This is a genomic window from Arcobacter sp. CECT 8983, assembly GCF_004118855.1.
Lineage (GTDB): Bacteria > Campylobacterota > Campylobacteria > Campylobacterales > Arcobacteraceae > Halarcobacter.
Window position 1 is genome coordinate 137,200 of record NZ_PDKF01000007.1, and the last position, 20,777, is coordinate 157,976.

Annotated in this window: 19 protein-coding genes and 1 rRNA gene; 11 read left to right on the forward strand and 9 right to left on the reverse strand. The window is 29.5% G+C overall.

Going from position 1 to position 20,777, the window contains the following annotated elements:
- Positions 1–100: 100 nt before the first annotated feature.
- Both CRV01_RS08815 and recJ read left to right on the forward strand, forming a co-directional pair.
- Positions 101–1,717, forward strand: a complete 1,617-nt coding sequence (locus tag CRV01_RS08815) for a CTP synthase (RefSeq protein WP_129007841.1) — start codon at positions 101–103, stop codon at positions 1,715–1,717.
- Complete coding sequence (gene recJ, locus CRV01_RS08820) at positions 1,717–3,282, forward strand: single-stranded-DNA-specific exonuclease RecJ (RefSeq protein WP_129007842.1); 1,566 nt, start codon at positions 1,717–1,719, stop codon at positions 3,280–3,282. The genes CRV01_RS08815 and recJ overlap by 1 nt, the downstream gene beginning before the upstream one ends.
- Here the strand turns inward: recJ and CRV01_RS08825 are convergent.
- The gene (locus CRV01_RS08825) at positions 3,277–3,930 is read right to left on the reverse strand and encodes a FlgO family outer membrane protein (RefSeq protein WP_258238369.1); all 654 of its coding nucleotides are present in this window, start codon (positions 3,928–3,930) and stop codon (positions 3,277–3,279) included. The genes recJ and CRV01_RS08825 overlap by 6 nt on opposite strands.
- A 6-nt stretch (positions 3,931–3,936) precedes the next feature.
- Positions 3,937–4,629, reverse strand: coding sequence for a FlgO family outer membrane protein (locus CRV01_RS08830; protein WP_164970037.1), 693 nt, complete (start codon positions 4,627–4,629; stop codon positions 3,937–3,939).
- 131 nt (positions 4,630–4,760) lie between these two features.
- On the opposite strand from CRV01_RS08830, the gene CRV01_RS08835 reads away from it, so the two are divergent.
- Positions 4,761–5,309, forward strand: coding sequence for a DJ-1 family glyoxalase III (locus CRV01_RS08835; RefSeq protein ID WP_129007843.1), 549 nt, complete (start codon positions 4,761–4,763; stop codon positions 5,307–5,309).
- Positions 5,310–5,326: 17 nt separating this feature from the next.
- Here the strand turns inward: CRV01_RS08835 and CRV01_RS08840 are convergent, their stop codons facing one another.
- Positions 5,327–5,899 (reverse strand): FecR domain-containing protein, encoded by a 573-nt coding sequence (locus tag CRV01_RS08840; protein WP_129007844.1) that lies wholly within the window; start codon positions 5,897–5,899, stop codon positions 5,327–5,329.
- A gap of 48 nt (positions 5,900–5,947) precedes the next feature.
- Between CRV01_RS08840 and CRV01_RS08845 the strand changes: the two genes are divergently transcribed.
- Positions 5,948–8,065 (forward strand): CHASE2 domain-containing protein, encoded by a 2,118-nt coding sequence (locus tag CRV01_RS08845; protein WP_129007845.1) that lies wholly within the window; start codon positions 5,948–5,950, stop codon positions 8,063–8,065.
- On the opposite strand, the gene CRV01_RS08850 is transcribed toward CRV01_RS08845, so the two are convergent.
- On the reverse strand, positions 8,049–9,200 hold the full coding sequence (locus tag CRV01_RS08850; protein WP_129007846.1) for a glycosyltransferase: 1,152 nt from the start codon (positions 9,198–9,200) through the stop codon (positions 8,049–8,051). The genes CRV01_RS08845 and CRV01_RS08850 overlap by 17 nt on opposite strands.
- A gap of 79 nt (positions 9,201–9,279) precedes the next feature.
- Here CRV01_RS08850 and CRV01_RS08855 point away from each other — a divergent pair, with 79 nt between their 5' ends.
- The 5 genes from CRV01_RS08855 to CRV01_RS08875 are packed head-to-tail and all read left to right on the forward strand — an operon-like array spanning position 9,280 to position 15,396.
- The gene (locus CRV01_RS08855) at positions 9,280–10,017 is read left to right on the forward strand and encodes a UDP-2,3-diacylglucosamine diphosphatase (RefSeq protein ID WP_129007847.1); all 738 of its coding nucleotides are present in this window, start codon (positions 9,280–9,282) and stop codon (positions 10,015–10,017) included.
- Positions 10,014–10,757 (forward strand): patatin-like phospholipase family protein, encoded by a 744-nt coding sequence (locus tag CRV01_RS08860; protein ID WP_129007848.1) that lies wholly within the window; start codon positions 10,014–10,016, stop codon positions 10,755–10,757. Before CRV01_RS08855 ends, CRV01_RS08860 begins: the two co-directional genes overlap by 4 nt.
- A gap of 43 nt (positions 10,758–10,800) precedes the next feature.
- A complete protein-coding gene (dnaE, locus tag CRV01_RS08865; RefSeq protein WP_129007849.1) occupies positions 10,801–14,346 on the forward strand; it encodes a DNA polymerase III subunit alpha in 3,546 nt (1,181 codons plus the stop codon).
- Positions 14,346–15,134: a 5'/3'-nucleotidase SurE gene (gene surE, locus CRV01_RS08870; protein WP_129007850.1), complete on the forward strand. Its 789-nt coding sequence runs from the start codon at positions 14,346–14,348 to the stop codon at positions 15,132–15,134. The genes dnaE and surE overlap by 1 nt, the downstream gene beginning before the upstream one ends.
- A gap of 1 nt (position 15,135) precedes the next feature.
- On the forward strand, positions 15,136–15,396 hold the full coding sequence (locus CRV01_RS08875) for a hypothetical protein (protein ID WP_129007851.1): 261 nt from the start codon (positions 15,136–15,138) through the stop codon (positions 15,394–15,396).
- 10 nt (positions 15,397–15,406) lie between these two features.
- Here CRV01_RS08875 and CRV01_RS08880 read toward each other — a convergent pair whose 3' ends face one another.
- From CRV01_RS08880 to moaC, 4 genes are read right to left on the reverse strand one after another with little or no spacing between them, the layout of a single operon-like run.
- A complete protein-coding gene (locus CRV01_RS08880; protein ID WP_258238370.1) occupies positions 15,407–16,777 on the reverse strand; it encodes a M14 family metallopeptidase in 1,371 nt (456 codons plus the stop codon).
- A complete protein-coding gene (locus CRV01_RS08885) occupies positions 16,761–17,705 on the reverse strand; it encodes a M15 family metallopeptidase (RefSeq protein WP_129007853.1) in 945 nt (314 codons plus the stop codon). Before CRV01_RS08885 ends, CRV01_RS08880 begins: the two co-directional genes overlap by 17 nt.
- A gap of 9 nt (positions 17,706–17,714) precedes the next feature.
- The gene (locus CRV01_RS08890; protein WP_129007854.1) at positions 17,715–17,978 is read right to left on the reverse strand and encodes a YbeD family protein; all 264 of its coding nucleotides are present in this window, start codon (positions 17,976–17,978) and stop codon (positions 17,715–17,717) included.
- Positions 17,975–18,445, reverse strand: a complete 471-nt coding sequence (moaC, locus tag CRV01_RS08895) for a cyclic pyranopterin monophosphate synthase MoaC (protein WP_129007855.1) — start codon at positions 18,443–18,445, stop codon at positions 17,975–17,977. Before moaC ends, CRV01_RS08890 begins: the two co-directional genes overlap by 4 nt.
- A 114-nt stretch (positions 18,446–18,559) precedes the next feature.
- On the opposite strand from moaC, the gene rpsU reads away from it, so the two are divergent.
- The gene (gene rpsU / locus CRV01_RS08900) at positions 18,560–18,772 is read left to right on the forward strand and encodes a 30S ribosomal protein S21 (protein WP_114840528.1); all 213 of its coding nucleotides are present in this window, start codon (positions 18,560–18,562) and stop codon (positions 18,770–18,772) included.
- Positions 18,773–18,930: 158 nt separating this feature from the next.
- Positions 18,931–20,514: a nitrite/sulfite reductase gene (locus tag CRV01_RS08905; RefSeq protein ID WP_258238371.1), complete on the forward strand. Its 1,584-nt coding sequence runs from the start codon at positions 18,931–18,933 to the stop codon at positions 20,512–20,514.
- A 129-nt stretch (positions 20,515–20,643) separates the two neighbouring features.
- Here CRV01_RS08905 and rrf read toward each other — a convergent pair.
- A 5S ribosomal RNA gene (gene rrf, locus CRV01_RS08910) occupies positions 20,644–20,759 on the reverse strand.
- Between the last annotated feature and the right edge of the window lie 18 nt (positions 20,760–20,777).

The following is a 20,777-nucleotide window of genomic DNA, read 5'->3' on the forward strand; positions in this document are numbered from 1 at the left end:
AAAAGAGGTTAATGTCCTCTTTTTACTTAAATACTTATTAACCTCATATTAGCTATAATCGCGAAATATTTTACTATTTATTTAATTCATGGAGCTATTAATGACTAAATTCATATTTGTTACTGGTGGAGTACTAAGTTCACTTGGTAAAGGTATTACTTCTGCATCTATTGCAACAATTTTAAAACAATCAGGGTTCAAGGTAAGTATGCTTAAAATTGACCCATACTTAAACGTTGACCCAGGAACAATGAGTCCACTAGAACATGGAGAGGTTTTTGTAACAGCAGATGGAGCAGAAACTGATTTGGATTTAGGAAACTACGAAAGATTTATTGACAAAACACTTACAGCTAAAAACTCTTTTACAACAGGACAAGTTTATCAAAGTGTAATTAAAAGAGAAAGAGAAGGTGGTTATTTAGGTAAAACTATTCAAGTAATCCCTCATGTTGTAGATGAAATCAAAGATAGAATCTATTATGCTGCAGATGAGCATGACTTCTTAATCATCGAACTTGGTGGTACAGTTGGTGATATTGAAGGTCTTCCATTTATGGAAGCAATTAGAGCTATTAGACATGAACAACCTAAAACAAATACTATGAATATCCATGTAAGTTTAATTCCATATATTAAAGCAGCAGGTGAATTAAAAACAAAACCAACACAACACTCAGTTCAAGAGTTAAGAAGAATTGGTATTACTCCACACATGTTAGTTTGTAGAACAGAAAAAGAGCTTCCAAAAAATTTAAAAGAGAAACTTGCATTATCTTGTGATATTGATAGAAATGCAGTAATTGAGGCAGGTGATGCACAATCAATTTATCAAGTTCCATTACACTTTATTAAAGAAGGGATTTTAACTCCTTTATCAGAACACTTTAACATCAAAATCAAACCAAATATGGAAAAATGGGATACTTTAGTTAAAAATATTCTTGTACCACAAGATGAAGTAACAATCGCATTTGTTGGTAAATATTTAGATTTAAAAGAGTCATATAAATCTTTAATCGAGTCATTAATTCATGCAGGAGCACACTTAAATACTAAAGTAAATATTCACTGGTGTGATAGTGAGAGAATTGAAGATAATGGAGCATATGAAGTTATTGGAAACTCAGATGCAATCTTAGTTGCAGGTGGATTTGGACACAGAGGTGTTGAAGGAAAACTTTCTGCTATTAAGTATGCAAGAGAGAATAAAATCCCTTACTTAGGTATCTGTCTTGGTATGCAACTATCAATTGTTGAATACTCAAGAAATGTACTTGGAATCGAAAATGCAAACTCTGTAGAGTTTGATGAAAATGCACAAGAGCCAGTAATTTATCTAATTGATGAATTTATGGATCAAAGTGGTAACAAACAATTAAGAACTCATGAATCACCAATGGGTGGAACAATGAGACTTGGTGAATATCCTTTTGAGCCATTAAAAGGAACAAATTTACAAAAAGCATATGGAAATGAAGAAGTGTACTATGAAAGACATAGACATAGATATGAAGCTAATCCAGCTTATAAAGAGAGATTAGAAGCAGCAGGGATGATTATTTCTGGACAATCAAATGGTCTTATTGAAGCAGTTGAAATCAAAGATCACCCTTGGTTTGTTGGTGTGCAATTCCACCCAGAATTTACTTCTCACTTAGAGACACCAAACCCTATAATCTTAGAGTTCGTAAAACAAGCAAATAAAAAAGCTTAATGTCTAAGGTTACAAAACAAAGACTTTTTGAACTATTAAGCGCAAGACACGAGAATAACCCTTATTCTCGCCTTGCAAATATTCCTAGCCCTAATAGTTTAAAAGATATAAAAAAAGCCTCACAAAGAATCAAACAAGCCTTACTTAACAATGAAACAATAACTATTGTTGGTGATTATGATGTTGACGGAGTTGTTTCAACAACTATTATTGTTGATTTCTTCCAAAGAATAGGTAAAAAAGTAAATCATATTATTCCAAATAGATTTGAACATGGATATGGACTAAGCCCTAAAATTGTTGATTTAATTGAGGAAGGTTTAGTTATTACTGTTGATAATGGAATTTCAGCCTGTAGTGCAGCTGACCTTTTAAAGCAAAAAGGTATTGATTTAATTATTACTGATCACCATACAGTTGGTGAACAAATTCCTAAAGCCTATGCAATAATAAACCCTAAACAAGAAGATTGTACTTTTCCTTTTAAAGATATTTGTGGAGCACAAGTTGCATGGTATCTTTGTGCAGCAGTAAAAAAAGAGATAAATGCAAAGGTAAATCTTGAAGAGTTTTTTGATTTACTTTGTATAGCTATTATTGCAGATATTATGCCAATGACAAATCTTAACTATACTATGGTTAAGCATGGTCTTAAAAAAATTAAAACATCATCAAGACCTGCCTTTAAAAAAATCAATGAAATGATTTCAAAAGAGATTTTTGTATCAGATGATGTTGGTTTTACAATTGCCCCTAAAATAAATAGTGCTGGAAGAATGGAAGATGCCTCTATTGCATTGAATTTTTTATTAGCCTCTTCTGAATATGAAGCAAATGATGCTTTACAACTTTTAGAAGAGTTAAACTGTTTTAGAAAAAATCTTCAAGAAGAGATTTCAAAAAAAGCAACTAATGCAACAAATCCTGAAGAAAACGCCGTTATAGTTTGGGGAGAAGATTGGCATGAAGGTGTTATTGGAATCGTTGCTTCAAAGCTTTCTAATGCCTTTAAAAAGCCTGCTTTTATTTTTTCTATCAATAATGGAATTGCAAAAGGAAGTGCAAGGGCAAATGCAAATATAAATTTGCATACTATTATCAATGAAGCTTCTGATTTACTTCTTGGATTTGGTGGACACAAAAATGCGGCTGGCTTATCAATGGAAGCAAAAAATCTAGAAGAGTTTAAAAATAGAATAAATAAATCCCTTGAAGAGCATAAAGAGGACCTACATATAGAACATGATGTTTTAGGTGAGCTCGATGTATCAAATGTAGATATTGAGTTTTTAAATATCATTGAGCAGTTTGAGCCATATGGATTAAAAAACCATAGACCAATATTTAAAATCTCAAATTCACAAATCATAAAAGCTGAACTTTTTGGAAAAGATAAAAATCATACAAAACTAACACTAAATAGTGATGGTTTTTTATTTGAAGCTATTAAGTTTTATTGTGATGAAAAATTTGATAAACCAACTATTGATTTAGTTGTATCAGTAAATAAAAATGAGTTTAGAGGGCAGATAAACCCTCAATTTTTAATACAAGATATTTTATAAAACAACTCTAGGAGGTAAAGAAAGTTGTCTTTCTTTCTTTATTCCTTCTAACTCTAATATCTCATCATCTACACTAGTACTAGAACTAGCAGAAGCTAAGATATTTCCATTTGATACATCAATTAATTTTATAAATACAATCAATGTCTCTGTTGTAATTGTATATGTACCTACAACAGCAAACTTACCATCAACTGTCTTATTAGTAATATCTCTTTGTTCTCTTGTTAAAAGATTTAAGCCATGTTGTCCATAAGAGAAATTTTCACTTAATTCAACTTGTCTTACTATAATATTTTTATTTAATAAAGCATCTTTTAAATGTTCAGATAATAAAAAACCTAATTTTGACCTATTTTCTAACTTATCAATATTTACAAAGTCTGATACTAAAACAACATCATCATCTAGTATATATCTATCAAGTCTAGCTGAAGTTTTTTTAATTAGATTTGTTACTAATGAATTAAAATCATTTGAACCTGTAATTTTTTTATGATTACTAGGAGCTTTTTTAGCTATATTTTCCATAAAAGATGGAAGGTCTTCACTTCCTGTCATCTTCTTTAATGAACAAGAAGTAAATAAAAAAAGAGGGATTGAAACTAATATTATTAGTTTACTTATTTGTAAAAAAGCCTTTATCATAAATCTCTATTTTTCTTGAATGATTTTAATTGTTCTTGCTGGTTTACAATCTTTAAAAAGAATACAATCATTTCTTCTATTGTGTAAATACGTTGCTCTTGCACTTGAAATAATTCTTCCAGTAATATTATCAATTACTCTTGCATTTAAAATCACTTTACCAAATTGTCTTGAATAAGTACCAACTACAACATATGTATTTGGAATTTCATCTTTTAATTTATAAGGGTTTCTTGTAATAAAGTACTCACCTTTTTCATTAATAGAAACTGCCATTTGACCTCTATATTCAATTACATTGAAGCCTCTATTTGACATCTCATTAATCATACTTTCACTTACAATTCTTCCAAACTCTGTAGTCTTTTTAAAATTGTCTAATCTAACAAAAGACGTAATAAGAACAGGTTTGCTAGTATTCATTTTCTTATTTCTCATCATTTGAGTAGCAAGAGAGTTGATTGAACCTTCTAATGTTCTTTGATTAATCACATTATATTGTAAGTCTTGAGCTATTTTCATATGCTCCTTAGTAACTTGAACCTTGTTGTTTTCTTTGATTACAGTATATTCATTCTCTGCATCTACTGATTGTGCTTTTTGTCCTGTAGCCCCATTTATAGACGAATGAGCGACACATCCAGAAAATAAACTAATTGCTGCTGTAGCAAGACAAGCTTTAGCGAAAGTTTTAAGCATAAAATCCCCTTTTTATAATTGCATAAATTTTATTTAAAAACAGCTTATAAATTCTTGAAAGCTCCTTATTTCAGCATTTAGTAATTTAATTTGTTTTATTTTAGTACAATAAAAATCTACAAGGAGATTATATGTCAAAAATAGTAATTCCAATTTCAAACGGTTTTGAAGAGATTGAAGCAATTTCAATAATAGATGTTTGTCGAAGAGCAGAGATAGAAGTAGTTATTGCAGGAGTTGAAGCTTTAGAAACAATAGGAGCACACAAAGTAAAAGTAAGCGCAGATTGTAAAGTTGAAGATATTAAAGAAAATAACTTCGACATGATAGTTCTTCCAGGTGGATTACCAAATGCCTTTACACTCGCAGATAATGAACATGTGCAAAGACTTTTAAAAGAGTTTAAAGCAAGTGATAAATATATAGCAGCTATTTGTGCAGCACCATATGCCTTACATAAAGCAGAAGTTTTAAATAAAAACTATACTTGTTATCCAAGTTTTGAGCAAAAAATAGTTCCAGAAAATTATATCAGCAATCAAAATGTCGTAAAAGATGGAAACGTAATCACATCAAGAGGGCCAGCAACAGCTATGGAGTTTGCACTTGAAATAGTAAAACTTCTTGAAGGGGAAAAGATTTATAAGGAAGTAAAAGAAGGGCTATTAGCAAATAATTAATTGCTAATAGCTATTTATTATTTATCAAAAGGTGGAATTCTTCCTACCATAGCCTCAAGTTCTCTAAGCTCATCATCATTATGGTCTATTAGTTTTTTTGCAGGTTTTACAGTACCATCTGCTAAAACCCAATCCATTTCATGGTGAGCTGCTTCATAAAATTTATGCCCTTTTGCTGTTTTTAATTCTGTTTCTCCATAACAAGTACAAAAATATGATTTCCCATCTTTATGTTGTACATAAACACCAGTTCCTCTAATACCTGCTGTCATATTTTCTGTTTTAACTTCATGCTTATCTCCACCTTCACCAAACACTGCTAAAACACCACCTGTTACTACATTAAGAGTTTTTAATCCACCCTTTTCTTCTATTGAAAATTTTGTATCAGAATTTGCTAAAAAAGCATCTTTGCCTATATTAAATTTTATCTTAGATTTTTTACCAGTTTTTACAAAATCTCCAAGTTTTACAACACTATTTTTTGTAGCTTTTTTGCCATTTATATAAACATCTCCACTACTATGAATCATATCTGCAAATACATTTAGAACAAAAAGAGAACAAAGTCCAATTATAATTTTTTTCATTTTTTGCCTCTCAAACAATAATTTAGTACAAATATTATATCATAAGCAATGAAATTTCTTATTAGACATAAATTATTATTCTTTTTTATATCCTTCATACTACTCACTTTTAGTTATTTAAATTTTGATGAAGTAACTAGTAATTTTGATGAAAAAATTAGAGAAATATTTTTTGAAATAAGAGGGGAAATTCCCACTACAAATAAAGTAGTAATAATAGATATTGATGAAAAATCAATAAATCAACTTGGACAATGGCCTTTTAGTAGAGACTATATGGCACAAGTTTTGGCAAATCTTACAAATGCAGGTGCTGGAATTATAGGTGTTGATATTATATTTTCAGAAGCAGATAGAAGTTCTCCTTCTTATATGTCAAGAAAACTAAATGTAAAGGGTGAATTTAGAGATAATGATCAACTTTTAGCTGCTGTTATTTCTCAAACACCTACTATATTAGGATATTATTTTACAAAAGATTTATCAAAAAATTCCAAACCAACTCCTGTTACAAAATTTACACCTAACTCATCACCTCATCTTTTAAATTTTAAAAATGTAGTTACAAGTATTTCTCCTATACAAGAGAATGCTTATTCTTCTGGATTTTTTAATGCTTTTAATGATCAACAAGGAAAGATTATAAAAATGCCATTATTACTGCAACATAAAGATAAGATCTATCCTTCTTTAGTCTTTGAAATGATTAATATTGCAAGTAATACACAAAATGTAAAAATAGTTCAAGATAACTATGCTATTTCAGGGGTAAAACTTTCAAATATAGATATACCAACAGATAAACATGGTTTTATGAGAATAAATTTTAGAGGGGCAAAAAAAAGTTTTAAATATATCTCTTTTTTAGATATTTTAAATGGCAACTTTGACAAAAATGATATAAATGGAAAATTTATTTTAATAGGAACTTCTATTACTACTTTAGCGGATTTACGTTCTACAATATATGACTTAGCCATGCCAGGAGTTGAGATACATGCAAACATGATTGATAACATTTTAAAAGGTGACTTCTTATATGAACCAACATTTGGCAAAGCCATTGATATTTTAATCATATTTATTTTAACTGTAATTTTAGGTGTATCTTTACTTTTCCTTTCATCTATTAACATAGTAATTGTTATTGTTGTATTAACTACTATTCTTTATTCATGCTTTTATTATTTACTATTTTCTCAAGGTCTTATTTTAAATCTTTTTTATCCAATAGTATCAATTATTATAACAAGCTTGAGTGCTTTTTATATAAACTATCAAAAAGAGCAAAAGCAAAAAGAGTTTATAAAAGATAAGTTTGCAAAAAAAGTTTCACTGGAAGTTGTTAATGATTTATTATCAAATGACAATAATGATTTTAAAACAAAAGAAAAAGAGTTAACTATTTTCTTCAGTGACATAAGAGGATTTACAAATATTTCTGAAAAGTTTAAATCTCCTCAAAAACTAATTGAAGTACTTAATAAATATTTTGAACCAATGAGTGATGTCATTATTCAAAACCAAGGAACAATTGATAAATTTATAGGTGACGCAATAATGGCCTACTGGAATGCACCATGTGATATAGAAAATCATGCTGATAAAGCAGTACAAAGTGCACTTATTCAACTTGAGAAATTAAAAAATCTAAATGAAGAGCTTAAAAAAGATTTTAATTTATCTATTCAAATAGGAATAGGAATTCATACCGGAATTGCTGTTGTTGGAGAAATGGGTTCAGAAGGAAGAAGTGACTATACAATTATTGGTGATAATGTAAATATAACATCAAGAGTTGAAAGTTTATGTAAATACTTTGGTGTTGATTTATTAATTACTGAATCTACAAAAACCTCACTAAAGCAAAAATACCATTTAAAATACTTAGGAAAGGTTATAGTAAAAGGTAAAACTACTGCAATTAAACTCTATGAAGTACTTTTACCAAAAGATTTTAATAAATACCAAGATATCAAAGAAGATTATGAAAAGGCTATTAAACACTATCAAGATAGAAATTTCGCTGCTAGTAAAATTATTTTTGAAAAGATTGAAGATACCTATTCTTCAAAAATAAATAAACTTTATATAAAGAAATGCCATGAGCATATAAATGCAAAAAAAGACAATATTGTTTTAGACTTTGTTATGGATGAGAAATAGAATTTCTACAGAATAATCTATTTTTTTCCCAAAAGTCTAAAAAACTATGAGAGATAGATTTATCTCTCATATATTCATAGGCATTTGATGATTTTTTGAAGTAAGCATCATCTTTTTTTGATAACTTTTCTAAAGAGTTTTTCACCTCATCAAATGAATTTATATCAATGACATATCCAAACTCTTTTTTTACAAAACTACTTGGACCACCACTATTTGTAACTATTACAGGAAGTGAGGAAGCCAAAGCTTCTAATACAACTTGACCTAAAGTATCAGTTGTAGAAGGGAAAATAAAACAATCACTTGAAGCATATATTTGAGATAACTCCCTTTTTTGTTTTCTTCCTAAAAAAACTATATTTTTAAGCTCTTCTTTTCTTTCTAACTCAAACTCTAAATCCCCTACTAAAATAAGTTTTGCATTTTCTAGTTTTAACTTTTTCCAATGTTCTATTAACAAATCAACATTCTTTTCTACAGATAATCTACCTACATACAAAACTTTAAAATCATTTTCTTTAATATCATACTTTTCCCATATATTCTCATTTTTATAGGATTTATCAAAGTTTTCTATATTTATTCCTGCTTTTAGAAGATATAAATCATCTCTTTTAAAAGCTAACTGCTTTTCTATGATATCTATATATTCACAAGACCTAGAAAATAAAGCAGTAAAACTTTTATAAAAAAGCTTCAAATACATAAGTGTGATTTTCTTTATAAATTTACTTTTTGTATTTTTATACATATATGAAGGAAAGTCAGTATGATATATTCCTGCAACTGGTATGTTTAAAAGTTTTGCACTAATCAAAGCACATAATCCAACAGTCCCAGGAGTTGAGATATGTAGTAAATCAGGATTTAGCTCTTTGATTTTATTTTTTATTTTAGAAAAATTAGGAATAACCAAATCTAAAGAGTTATAAAAAGGCATTTTAATTTTAAAAATAGGTTTTATATTAAAAATATTTTCTATTTCTTCATAATGTCTTTTTGAAGTTGAACTTATCACATAAAAATCTTTCTTATGTTTTATTGCTTCTTTACAATAGTCTTGAATAAATCTTGATACACCGTTTAAGTCATATACTGTATCACTTACTAAACATACTTTTATATCATTCATTTTGAAATTTTATTACCTATTAATTACAAAGGTATTACATGTTATTAACTTGTAACCAAGATGGCATAAACTTCTTTTTATGAAATATAAAAGTATCTTTATCTCAGATGTTCATTTAGGAACAAAACATTCAAATACAAAAATGTTGCTTGATTTTTTTAAGCACAATGATAGTGAAAACCTTTTTTTAGTTGGTGATATTATTGATGGTTGGTCTATAAAAAGGAAGTTTATCTGGCCTCAAACCCATTCTGATGTCATTCAAAAAATACTTAAAAAAGCAAGAAAAGGTTGTAAGGTTACATTTATAACTGGTAACCATGATGAGTTTTTAAGACCTTTTGTTCCTTTGATATTAGGAGACTCTTTGGATATAAAAAATGAGTTGGAATATAAGTCAATCAAGGGCAAAAAATATCTCATAACACACGGTGATTTCTTTGATTCAATAACAATGACTAAAAAATGGCTTGCTATCTTAGGTGATTATGGATATGACTTATTATTAAACGTAAATCAGTTTTTAAACTACTTTAGAAACAAGCTTGGAATCAAATCAAAATGGTCACTATCAAAATATGTCAAAGACAATGTTAAATCCTCTGTCTCTTTTATCACTGATTTTGAAGATACCCTTGCAAATCATGCAAAACATAAACAATATGATGGCATAATATGTGGACATATCCATAAAGCAGAGATACGAAATATAGATACAATAGAGTATCTAAACTGTGGGGATTGGGTTGAGTCTTGTACTGCAGTTGTTGAAACTTTAGAGGGAGAATTTAAAATCATAAATTGGCTAGATAAATGAAACTAGGATTAGTATTAAGTGGTGGTGCAGCAAGGGGAGCTTTTCATCTTGGAGTATTACAGTTTTTAGAAGAACAAAATATTAAAATAGATACTTATTCAGGTAGCTCAATTGGAGCTATTATCTCAGTTTCCCATGCAAGTGGAATAAGTGCAAAAGAACAACTAAAAATTTTCTCATCAAATGACATCAAACAAGTTTTAAAATTTAATTACCTCAACAAAGGTTTATTAAAAATAGATACAAAACACCAAATACTAAATGAGCTTCTTCCAATAAAAAAACTTGAAGACCTACCAAAGAAAGTATATATAAATGCCTATGATTTAAAATCAAAAAAGCTTTACTATTTTGATAAAGGAGATAGTCATGAACTTTGTATGGCATCAAGTGCTTTAACACCTCTATTTAGACCTATAAAATATAAAAATATGGAACTAATAGATGGAGGTTTATTTGACAATATGCCTATCAAACCCTTACTTGATTTAAAACATGAAATATATACAGTAGATGTAATGCCTAGTAAAAATATCCTAAATGAAAAAGCTAGTTACAATCCAATTAAGAGAATAAAAAGAAAAATCTTCAAACAACTAATTGAAAATGCAAAATATAGCATAGAACATACAAATCACTATATTACTTCCCCTAAAATAAGGCACTTTAAAATGTTTACTTTTAAAGAGCTAAATAATTGTTTTAACTTAGGATATAAAGAAGCACAAAAACATTTTTAGATATAATTAAATCTATAAGAAATCCAAAATAAAAGTTAAATTCATGTCAGAAATACCAAAGTTTACCCATTTACATTTACATACAGAATATTCATTACTTGATGGTGCAAACAAGATTAAACCCCTTGCAAAAAAAATAAAAGAGTTAGGAATGGACAGTGTTGCCATGACAGACCATGGAAACATGTTTGGAGCTATTGACTTTTATAATGCAATGAGAGCGCAAGGTGTAAAACCAATCATTGGAATGGAAGCATATATTCACAACTCTGAAGAAATAGGTGACAAATCTACAAAACAAAGATTTCACTTATGTTTATATGCAAAAAATGACACTGGATATAAAAACCTTATGTATCTTTCATCACAAGCTTATATGCATGGTTTTTACTACTATCCTAGAATTAATAAAAAGATGTTAAGGGAAAATTCTGAAGGTCTAGTTTGTAGTGCTGCTTGTCTTCAAGGAGAAGTAAACTGGCATTTAAATTTACAAAATGAAAGAAACGTAAAAAACGGTGCTAAAGGTTATGAAGAAGCGAAAAGAATTGCCTTAGAATACAAAGATATCTTTGGAGATGATTTTTATTTAGAGATTATGAGACATGGTATTGGTGACCAGCACTTTGTTGATGACCAAATCTTAAGAATTTCACAAGAAACAGGAATAAAAGTAGTTGCTACAAATGATACACACTACTTAAAACAAAAAGATGCTGATGCCCATGAAGCATTTATGTGTATTGCAATGAATAAACTTTATGATGATCCAAATAGATTAAGACACTCAGTTCATGAATTTTATTTAAAATCACCAGAACAAATTGCAATGCTTTATGCTGATATTCCTGAAGCAATAGAAGCAACTCAAGAGATTGCTGATAAATGTAATTTAGAGATAAAACTAGGAGATCCTACTCCACCAAACTTTAAATTTACTAGAGATAAATTAAGAGAACAAAATCTTGAAATACCATTTCCAGATGAAGAATACTCTTTAGAAAACGATAAAGCCTTATTTATCCATGAATGTTGGAAAGGTTTAGAAGATAGACTTAAAATTGTTCCAGAGGAAAAACATCAAGAGTATAGAGACCGACTTCAAGTTGAAATTGATATTATTAATAACATGAAATTCCCAGGATATATGCTTATTGTATGGGATTTCGTTATTGTAGCAAAACAGATGAAAATCCCTGTTGGTCCAGGAAGGGGTTCTGCTGCGGGAAGTTTAGTTGCCTATTCTTTATATATTACAGATATTGACCCTATGCCTTATGGCTTACTATTTGAGAGGTTCCTAAATCCAGAAAGGGTATCGATGCCCGATATTGATATGGACTTCTGCCAAAGTAGAAGGGGAGAAATTATTGACTATGTTGTTCAACAGTATGGTAGGGAAAACGTTGCTCAAATTATTACCTTTGGTAAACTTCTTGCAAAAGGGGTTATTAGAGACGTTGCCAGAGTTCTTGATATGCCATACTCAAAAGCAGATGCAATGGCAAAGCTTATTCCAGATGAACTTGGAATTAATCTTGTAGATTCATATGAAAAAGAACCAAAGATTAAAGAACTTTGTGACTCAGATCCACTATCAAAAAGAGTGTGGGAGTTTGCTTTAGCCTTAGAAGGTCTAAATAGAAATGCAGGTACACACGCAGCTGGTGTTGTTATTTCAAATGAACCTTTATGGAAAAAAACACCTCTATTTAAACCTTCTGGACTAGATACAATTGCAACCCAATATAATGGTAAATATGTAGAAGATGTTGACTTAATTAAATTCGACTTCTTAGGTCTAAAGACCCTAACAGTTATTGAAGAAGCAAATAAACTTATTGAAAAAAGACATGGAAAAAGAGTTGACTTCTTAACAACAGATGTTAATGATAAAGGTGTTTATGACCTAATCCAAACAGGTAATACAATTGGATTATTCCAGATAGAATCGGCTGGTATGCAAGATCTTGCAAAAAGACTTAAACCTTCAGGATTTGAAGATATCATTGCGATGCTTGCACTTTATAGACCAGGTCCGATGGAGTCAGGGATGCTTGATGACTTTATTGATAGAAAACATGGACGAGCAGAAATTTCTTACTTCTATGATGAATTTATTGAACCATTACAACCTATTCTAGAACCAACTTACGGGGTTATTGTTTACCAAGAGCAAGTTATGCAGATTGTGCAGACAATCGGTGGTTTCTCACTTGGTGGTGCGGACTTAGTTAGACGGGCTATGGGTAAAAAAATTAAAGAAGAGATGGATAGACTTAAAGGTGAGTTTGCCCAAGGTGGAGTAAAAAAAGGTTATGTAAAAGAGCATTGTGAAGAACTGTTCGACCTGATTGTAAAATTCGCAGGATATGGTTTTAATAAATCTCACTCAGCTGCTTATGGATTAGTTACATTCTATACCTCATATTTAAAATGCTACTACCCTGCTGAATTTATGGCGGCACTTCTTACACTAGAAAAAGATAACACAGATAAAGTTGTAAAATATGTGGATGAAGTTAAAAGATTAGGTCTAGATCTTTTCCCACCTGATATAAATAAATCTGACCTTGTATTCTCTGCAAAGAAAATTGATGGTGAAGAAGTTGTAATGTTTGGTATGGGTGCTATTAAAGGTGCAGGTGATGTTGCTATTAACTCAATTTTAAAAGAAAGAAAAGAGAATGGTGACTTTAAAGATATGTCTGACTTTATTTCTCGTATTGATGGAAGTAAAGTAAATAAAAGAGTAATAGAATCCCTTACAAAATCAGGTGCTTTTGATTGCTTTATGTATTCTAGAAAATCTTTATTAGATCAAATAGAAGTTATTGGTGATACAGTAAGTAAAGCAATGACTGCAAAAAAAATGGCAACGGGATCACTTTTTGGTGACAGTGAAGAGCTTACTAGAATTGAACTTGATTTAGAACACTTACCAGAATATGAACCAAAAGAGATACTAGAGTTTGAGAAAGCTTCTTTAGGTTTTTATGTATCAGGACACCCTTTAGATAGCTATAGAGAAGACCTTGATAAAATTTCTTATACTCTTAGTTCAGAAATTGATGAAGTTGCAGATGGTTCACAAGCATTGATTATTGGTAAAATTGAAGAAATAACTCAAAAAATTTCAAAAAAAGGAAATAAATTTGGTATTGCCAATATCCTTGACCTTCACGGAAATATTGAGATTATGCTTTTTGAAAATAGATTAAAAGAGCTTGAAGAAAAGTTTGATTTAAATGAGCCAATTGCATTTAAAGTAAAAGTTACAAAAGATGGTGATTTTACTAGAATGAATATCCTAAAGATTGAATCTTTAGATGATGCAAAAAAAGAGAAAATTAAAACAAAACATAGGGAAAAAGAAGAGCCACCTTTAACTGTTGCTCTACCATTTAATCATACAGATGAAACTATGTTTAAACTTTTTGAAATAGTTGCCAATAATCAAGGGAAAAGAAGTTTACGAGTAATTGTAAAATCAAAGCTTGCAGATGTAGAACTAGAGACAGGGTTTGCTGTTACTTCACAAGTAGAGACCCTAATTAAACAAATTGATGGAGCTTATGTAGTTGCATGATGAAACAAATATTAATTACAAATGATGATGGCTTTGATGCAATAGGACTTAAAGCTTTAGTTGAGGCTTTATCTTCTCTTGCTAAAATAGTAGTAGTTGCTCCTGCTAAAAATAAATCAGCTTGTGGTCACTCATTAACCCTTGACAAACCACTTAGAATGGTAAATGTGGATGATGATTTTTATAAAATTGATGATGGTACTCCAACTGATTGTGTTTTTATCTCATTAAATAATCTATTTAAAGAAGGATATAAACCTGATTTAGTAATTAGTGGTATAAATATTGGTGCAAATATGGGTGAAGATGTAACTTACAGTGGAACTGCTGCAGGAGCTATGGAAGCAGTGCTTCAAGGTGTTCCTGCAATTGCTATTTCACAAGTATGTAAAGATAGATGCCAAGATATTAAAAATGGTTGGGACTTTGCTCTTGCAAAAGATACTATTTTTAAACTTGCTAAAAAAATATTAGCTAATGAGTTTCCTTTAGGCAAAAGAAGATTTTTAAATGTAAATATCCCTCCTATAAAAAAAGAAGAGTGTAAAGGAATAAAAATTACTAAAGCTGGTTTTAGAGAGTATGGCAATGATACTCATAGGCACTATAACCCAAGAGGAGAAGAGTATTATTGGATTGGATTACATCCATTAATTTGGCAAGAAAGTGAGAATAAAGATTGTGATTTTGAAGCCATTAAAGCAAACTATATATCAATTACTCCTATAATGCTAGACTTAACTTCTTATGATGATATAGACAAATTAAATACATGGATAAAGGAATAAAGTGAACTTTACAGAATCTTTAACAAAACATATTGATAAGTTAGTAGGTACTTTAAAATCTGAAGAGGATTTAAAAGAGGTTTTAAAAAGAAAACTTACAAAAAAAGAGCTAAAAGTTTTTATTGCTATTGAAGAAGGAAAATCAATTCAAGAAACAATGGAACTAATCAAAGATGATGAAGAAAGAGTTAATGAACTTTACAAAGTAGCTTGTAAAAAAGTAAATCAAGAAAAGATCAAAAAAGAATTAGTTGATTTATAAATAAAAAGTTCTACAATGAATTTGTAGAACTTTTATAATTTTTATTGTTGAAATAAGAAACTCTCGCCGTTGTATTAGGGTTTTTATCAAAATTCACTAAAACCATTCCAGCAAATTTATCTTTTTTATAAAACTCTACACGAAATATCTTTCCACTTTTATCAATAGAAAATCTTTTAAGTAATCTATTTTTATTTACTGTTACACCTGCTTCATCATTTTTCTTATGTACAAAACCAATTACATTTACTCTTAAATCTTTTATTGGTTTAATTTTAAAGTTTTTATCCACATTGATAATTGAACCTAATGGAACAGTAAACTCTTTGCCATCAATTGTTACATCAATATTTTTATCAATACTTTCATGCTCTAAATAATCAGGACTTAGCACTGCAAGTCTTCTATTCCCATAATGAATTGCATATCCATCACCTCTTTTAATAACCGTTAATAAAGGGTTTGAAGGACTAAATTCTAAACTTCCATCTTTTTTTATAGGGAAATATCCTAAATGACTTCTAATTTCACTTAATGGCAATTGAATTTTTTCATCGTAAAAACTAATATAGATATCGTTATCAATAACATCTCTAACAGCCATAGGTTCTAAGGGAAAATACCTTTCATATTCAATTCCCATAATATCCATATATTTTTCAATAGCTAATAAATGATAATATGTTCTTTCATGTAGTGGTAAAGATTTGCTAGCCTCATTTGCAAAAGCTGCTTTTTTATTATTGATAGAAAAGTAAGTTAATGTCTTTTCCATCTCTTTATCACCAAGTCTAGTGTGAGTGTTTTTAACTCTATACTTATGTTTTGAAGTAATAAGACTACTATTAATTGAAGTTACAACCTCATTTGCTATTTCACTTAAATTTCCATAATGTTCAGTATCAATTGATTCTTGATCAACAATTGCACTTTGTCCCCATCTTAATGGAGAGTGTAATCTATCTATGTGTTTTTTTCTATAAAAACCACTTCCATCATGTAAATTTAATACAAGTTTAACTTCATCAGAAGTGATGTATTCTTTTATTCTTTGGATTGAGTCATAATCAGGATCTGTAGAAGATATTTTTGCAAACTTTCTATTCATATCTCCAAAAGGTCCTCTATCTCTTTTAATAATAGAATAGAAATTTAGATTAGGAACAACCCAAACAGAACCTTTCTTAATCTTATAATGAGTAGTAATTAGTGATGCTGCCATAAATCCACCTGGCTCATCTCCTTGAATACCACCAATAATTAGTAAGGTATTATTATCTTCTTTCCCTTTTTTAATAAAGTCAAAATCAAAATCATGACTATCAGCATAAATATTTTGTGAAAGCAGAAGTAGTAAAAAAAGTTTAAATAATCTTAACATGCCAAGGTTCATACCTTACACCATCCTTATTGTTAACTGTATATCTCATATCTATATATTTTAATTTTCTCATTTTGAAGAATTCATCTGTTAATGCAAATCTCGATGAGAAATTAGCTTTTCCAAAACCTTTTTTACCAACATCAAAATCTGCAATGCTATGATAAGTATATGCAGGAGGTGCTAAAGATTTAGAGGCATCTGTTAGATTACCATCTACACTATGTACTTTATCTAAAAAAAGTTTAGTTTGCTTTACGATACTTCTTACACCTGAAGTTAAAGTCAAACTTTCTCCAATATCATCAATCATTTGATAATAAGTCTCTTCGGGATGTCCTTTAAATAAATAGTGTCCTGTATAAGGGATTTTCCTAACATCTTTTTTATTTATAGAATCAGTAATATTTTGAGAAATTCTTTTACCATAAAAACCATGAATAGAAGGATCATAATAAAAAATTGATTCTAAAAAATCTAACTCTTTTTTAGTAAACTCATCCATCTTACTAGAGTGTCTTGCAACTTTTAACATATAATCAAAGTCAATAATATTAAAGTTTCCATAACCAACATGTCTTTGTACAAGATTAATTTTCTTTCTAACACTTTGGAACTCTTTTAAAAACTTCTCTTCTATAAAAACATCTTCAATAATCGTTTTATTTTTTCTAGCAATAGAAGAGTTATTAGTATCTTTTGTATTAATTTGTAAAGAGTCTTTTACTTCACCTATATACTCTTCTTCACTTAATACATACTCATCTTTATTTCTATCTATTTCTTCTAGCTCACTATCTTTATTTCCAAAGATATTGTTAATTATTTTCTCAAAACTACTATCAAAAGTATCTGTTTTTGCAAATAAATTTGAAGTTCCAAATAATGAAGCTAATGCTGTTGATTTTAAAAAATCTCTTCTTTTCATCTTTATGTCCTAAAGCACCATTTTAATATCTTTATGATCGCCTAACATTTTGTAAATCTCTTTCCTATCATCTTCATTATGAACAATTAACTCTAAAGAATAGCTTTTAAATTTACCTTTTTTACTTACTTTTGACTTTTCAATAGAGTATTCTCTTTTAATAAGAATTTCTTCTGTAATCTTATTAGCATTAGATGTTTCATGTATTACAATTTTATATTTCCATGAACATGGATAATCTAATTGAAGTTTCTCTTTACTTAAATCTATCATCTTGTAAAATCTCCACTTTTACCACCACTTTTTGACTCTAATTGAACTTTTGAAATAACCATTGATTTATCAATTGCTTTTACCATATCGTAAATAGTCAATAATCCAACAGATACACCAGTTAGAGCTTCCATTTCAACACCTGTTTGTCCATTTAACTTTGCACTAACAGTTAATTTAAAACCTGGAAGTTCTGGTAATTCATCAATATCACAATTTATTCCAGTTAATAATAAAGGATGACACATTGGTATTAAATCACTTGTTTTTTTAGTTCCCATGATTGCCGCAACTACAGCAGTTTGAAGAACAGGACCCTTTTTACCAGTATTATTAATAATTGCTTCATATGCTTCTTTGCTCATAGTTATAATTCCAGAAGCTACTGCAATTCTTTTTGTTTCATTCTTTGATGAAACATCAACCATTTTAGGTCTATCATTTTCATCTAGGTGTGTTAATTCCAATTTAAAACCTTTATTCTTATTACCTTTATTATACCTTTTTAATAGTTAAATAGAAATTAAGTAAACTTTAAATATAATGCAACCCTAAATTTAAAAAGAAAGTGGGTGATTTTAGTGCCAGGCATTAAAGTTAAAGATAACGAATCTTTTGACGAAGCATATAGAAGGTTTAAGAAGCAATGTGATAGAAATCTTATTGTAACTGAAACTAGAGCTAGAAGATTTTTTGAGCCGATGACTGAAAAAAGAAAGAAGCAAAAAATTAACGCTAGAAAGAAAATGCTTAAGAGATTATACATGCTTAGAAGATACGAATCTAGGCTGTAGTATTCGTTTTCTATACCAAAGCCTCGATTTTATCGGGGCTTTTTTTTATTCTACTCACACATAACTCTATATATCATTTAGAAATCTATATACCACTATCTTGACACTAAAAACAACTAAAATACAAATGCAAAACTATTTAAAATAAAAGGAATACTTTGAGTATTAAAGAATTATCTCCATTAGAACAACTTAAAGCTTCTAGAAATCCACTTCATGTTATTGAAGATATATATAAAGAAGCAGAAGAAGGAATTGCTTTAAGTGAAGAATATATAGGTTTATTAAAGTGGTATGGAATGTACCCTCATATTAATTCAGAACAAACTGAAGATAAGAAATACTTCATGAAAAGAATTAAAATTGTTGATGCAAAAATAAATTTAAAACAATTAGAAGTACTTTCTAAAATAGGAAAAGAGTATGCCCAAGGTTTAGTAGATTTTACTACAAGACAAAATGTTCAGTTTCACTATATACAAATAAAAGATTTGCCAACTATATTCAAACTACTAGAATCTGTTGGACTAACATCAAGGATGGCGTCAGGAGATGGTCCTAGACCTATTGTAACTTCTCCAATAGCTGGAATTGACCCTAATGAAATTTATGACACAACTGATTTAGTTAAAGAAGTTGATGGATATTTTGATAAAAATGATGACAGATTCTGTAACTTTTCTAGAAAATACAAACTTTCAATCTCTGGTTGTGCAAAACATACTGCTTCCCATGAAATACAAGATTTAGGTTTTACTGCTTTTAAAACTGAAGATGATGATATTTTATTTGATTTAACTATTGCAGGTGGATTAGCAAAATCAAAACAAATTGCAACTAGAGCCAACAAGTATGTAAAGCCAGAACAAGTGAGAGATGTAGCAGTAGCCTGTGCTGAAATCTTTAGAGATAATGGGAATAGACAAAATCGAAATAAAGCAAGAGTACGACACCTATTTAATGAATGGGGTCTTGAAAAGTTTATTACTGAATTAGAATTAAAATTAGGATATAAACTTCAAGATGGATTTGATGAACCAAAAATTACATCATTTGAAAATAGAAATCATTTTGGTATTCATAAAGCAAAACAAGAAAATGAATCCTTTATTGGTTTTGCAACAAATTCAGGAAGAATTGCAGCAGAAGACCTAGAACTTATTTCTTTTGTATGTAATAAATACTCTGCAAAAGGTATGGCACTAACAGGAACACAGAACTTTATTATATATGGAGTCAAGAGTGATGATGCACAAGCATTAGCCGATGAAATTGATGCATTAGGCTACCCATATAACCCAAGCCCTTTTAGAGCAAGATTACAAGCATGTACGGGTAAACAATTTTGTAAATTTGGTATAACTGAAACTAAAGAGTTTGCTAAAACTGTTGTTTCTCAATTAGAAAAAGATCATCCAAACTTCAAAGAAAATATAAATATTGCTATTTCAGGTTGTGGAAATGCATGTTCTCATCCCCAGATATCAGATATTGGATTTGTTGGTACAAAAGTAAGAGATGAAAATAAAAATAGAGTTGAAGGGTATGAAGTGATTTTAGGTGGTCAACTACACGGTGTTAATGAAAGTAGATTTGCACATAAAACAGGAATTAAGATTACTGCGAAAGAACTACCAAGCTTTATTGGCAAATTAATTGAATCATATAATGAAGATAATCTAGAACAAAGTTCATTTAAAAATTATTTGAATGTAGTTGATTTAAAAGAAAAAACATTATAAGAAAGGAGAGAGGAATCTCTTCTTTTAATAATTAAGAGTTAAAGGCATAAAAAAGAGGGCTAAAAAAAAGCTTACCATTACCAACTTATCTTAGTTGCTAATGGTAAGCTTTAGAATAATATACTCAAGAGCTGGCAGCGACCTACATTTCCACAAGGGGACCCTGCAGTATTATCAGCGCAGAAGTGCTTGACTTCCAGGTTCGGAATGGAGCTGGGTATTTCCACTTCGCTAAAACCACCAGCAATATGAGTATCAAACAT

What these genes read in the sequence shown, in the direction of transcription:
- CRV01_RS08815 (WP_129007841.1), top strand. Translation starts at nt 101, where the DNA reads ATGACTAAATTCATATTTGTTACTGGTGGAGTACTAAGTTCACTTGGT.
- recJ (WP_129007842.1), top strand. Translation starts at nt 1,717, where the DNA reads ATGTCTAAGGTTACAAAACAAAGACTTTTTGAACTATTAAGCGCAAGA.
- CRV01_RS08825 (WP_258238369.1), bottom strand. Translation starts at nt 3,930, where the DNA reads ATGATAAAGGCTTTTTTACAAATAAGTAAACTAATAATATTAGTTTCA.
- CRV01_RS08830 (WP_164970037.1), bottom strand. Translation starts at nt 4,629, where the DNA reads ATGCTTAAAACTTTCGCTAAAGCTTGTCTTGCTACAGCAGCAATTAGT.
- CRV01_RS08835 (WP_129007843.1), top strand. Translation starts at nt 4,761, where the DNA reads ATGTCAAAAATAGTAATTCCAATTTCAAACGGTTTTGAAGAGATTGAA.
- CRV01_RS08840 (WP_129007844.1), bottom strand. Translation starts at nt 5,899, where the DNA reads ATGAAAAAAATTATAATTGGACTTTGTTCTCTTTTTGTTCTAAATGTA.
- CRV01_RS08845 (WP_129007845.1), top strand. Translation starts at nt 5,948, where the DNA reads ATGAAATTTCTTATTAGACATAAATTATTATTCTTTTTTATATCCTTC.
- CRV01_RS08850 (WP_129007846.1), bottom strand. Translation starts at nt 9,200, where the DNA reads ATGAATGATATAAAAGTATGTTTAGTAAGTGATACAGTATATGACTTA.
- CRV01_RS08855 (WP_129007847.1), top strand. Translation starts at nt 9,280, where the DNA reads ATGAAATATAAAAGTATCTTTATCTCAGATGTTCATTTAGGAACAAAA.
- CRV01_RS08860 (WP_129007848.1), top strand. Translation starts at nt 10,014, where the DNA reads ATGAAACTAGGATTAGTATTAAGTGGTGGTGCAGCAAGGGGAGCTTTT.
- dnaE (WP_129007849.1), top strand. Translation starts at nt 10,801, where the DNA reads ATGTCAGAAATACCAAAGTTTACCCATTTACATTTACATACAGAATAT.
- surE (WP_129007850.1), top strand. Translation starts at nt 14,346, where the DNA reads ATGAAACAAATATTAATTACAAATGATGATGGCTTTGATGCAATAGGA.
- CRV01_RS08880 (WP_258238370.1), bottom strand. Translation starts at nt 16,777, where the DNA reads ATGTTAAGATTATTTAAACTTTTTTTACTACTTCTGCTTTCACAAAAT.
- CRV01_RS08885 (WP_129007853.1), bottom strand. Translation starts at nt 17,705, where the DNA reads ATGAAAAGAAGAGATTTTTTAAAATCAACAGCATTAGCTTCATTATTT.
- CRV01_RS08890 (WP_129007854.1), bottom strand. Translation starts at nt 17,978, where the DNA reads ATGATAGATTTAAGTAAAGAGAAACTTCAATTAGATTATCCATGTTCA.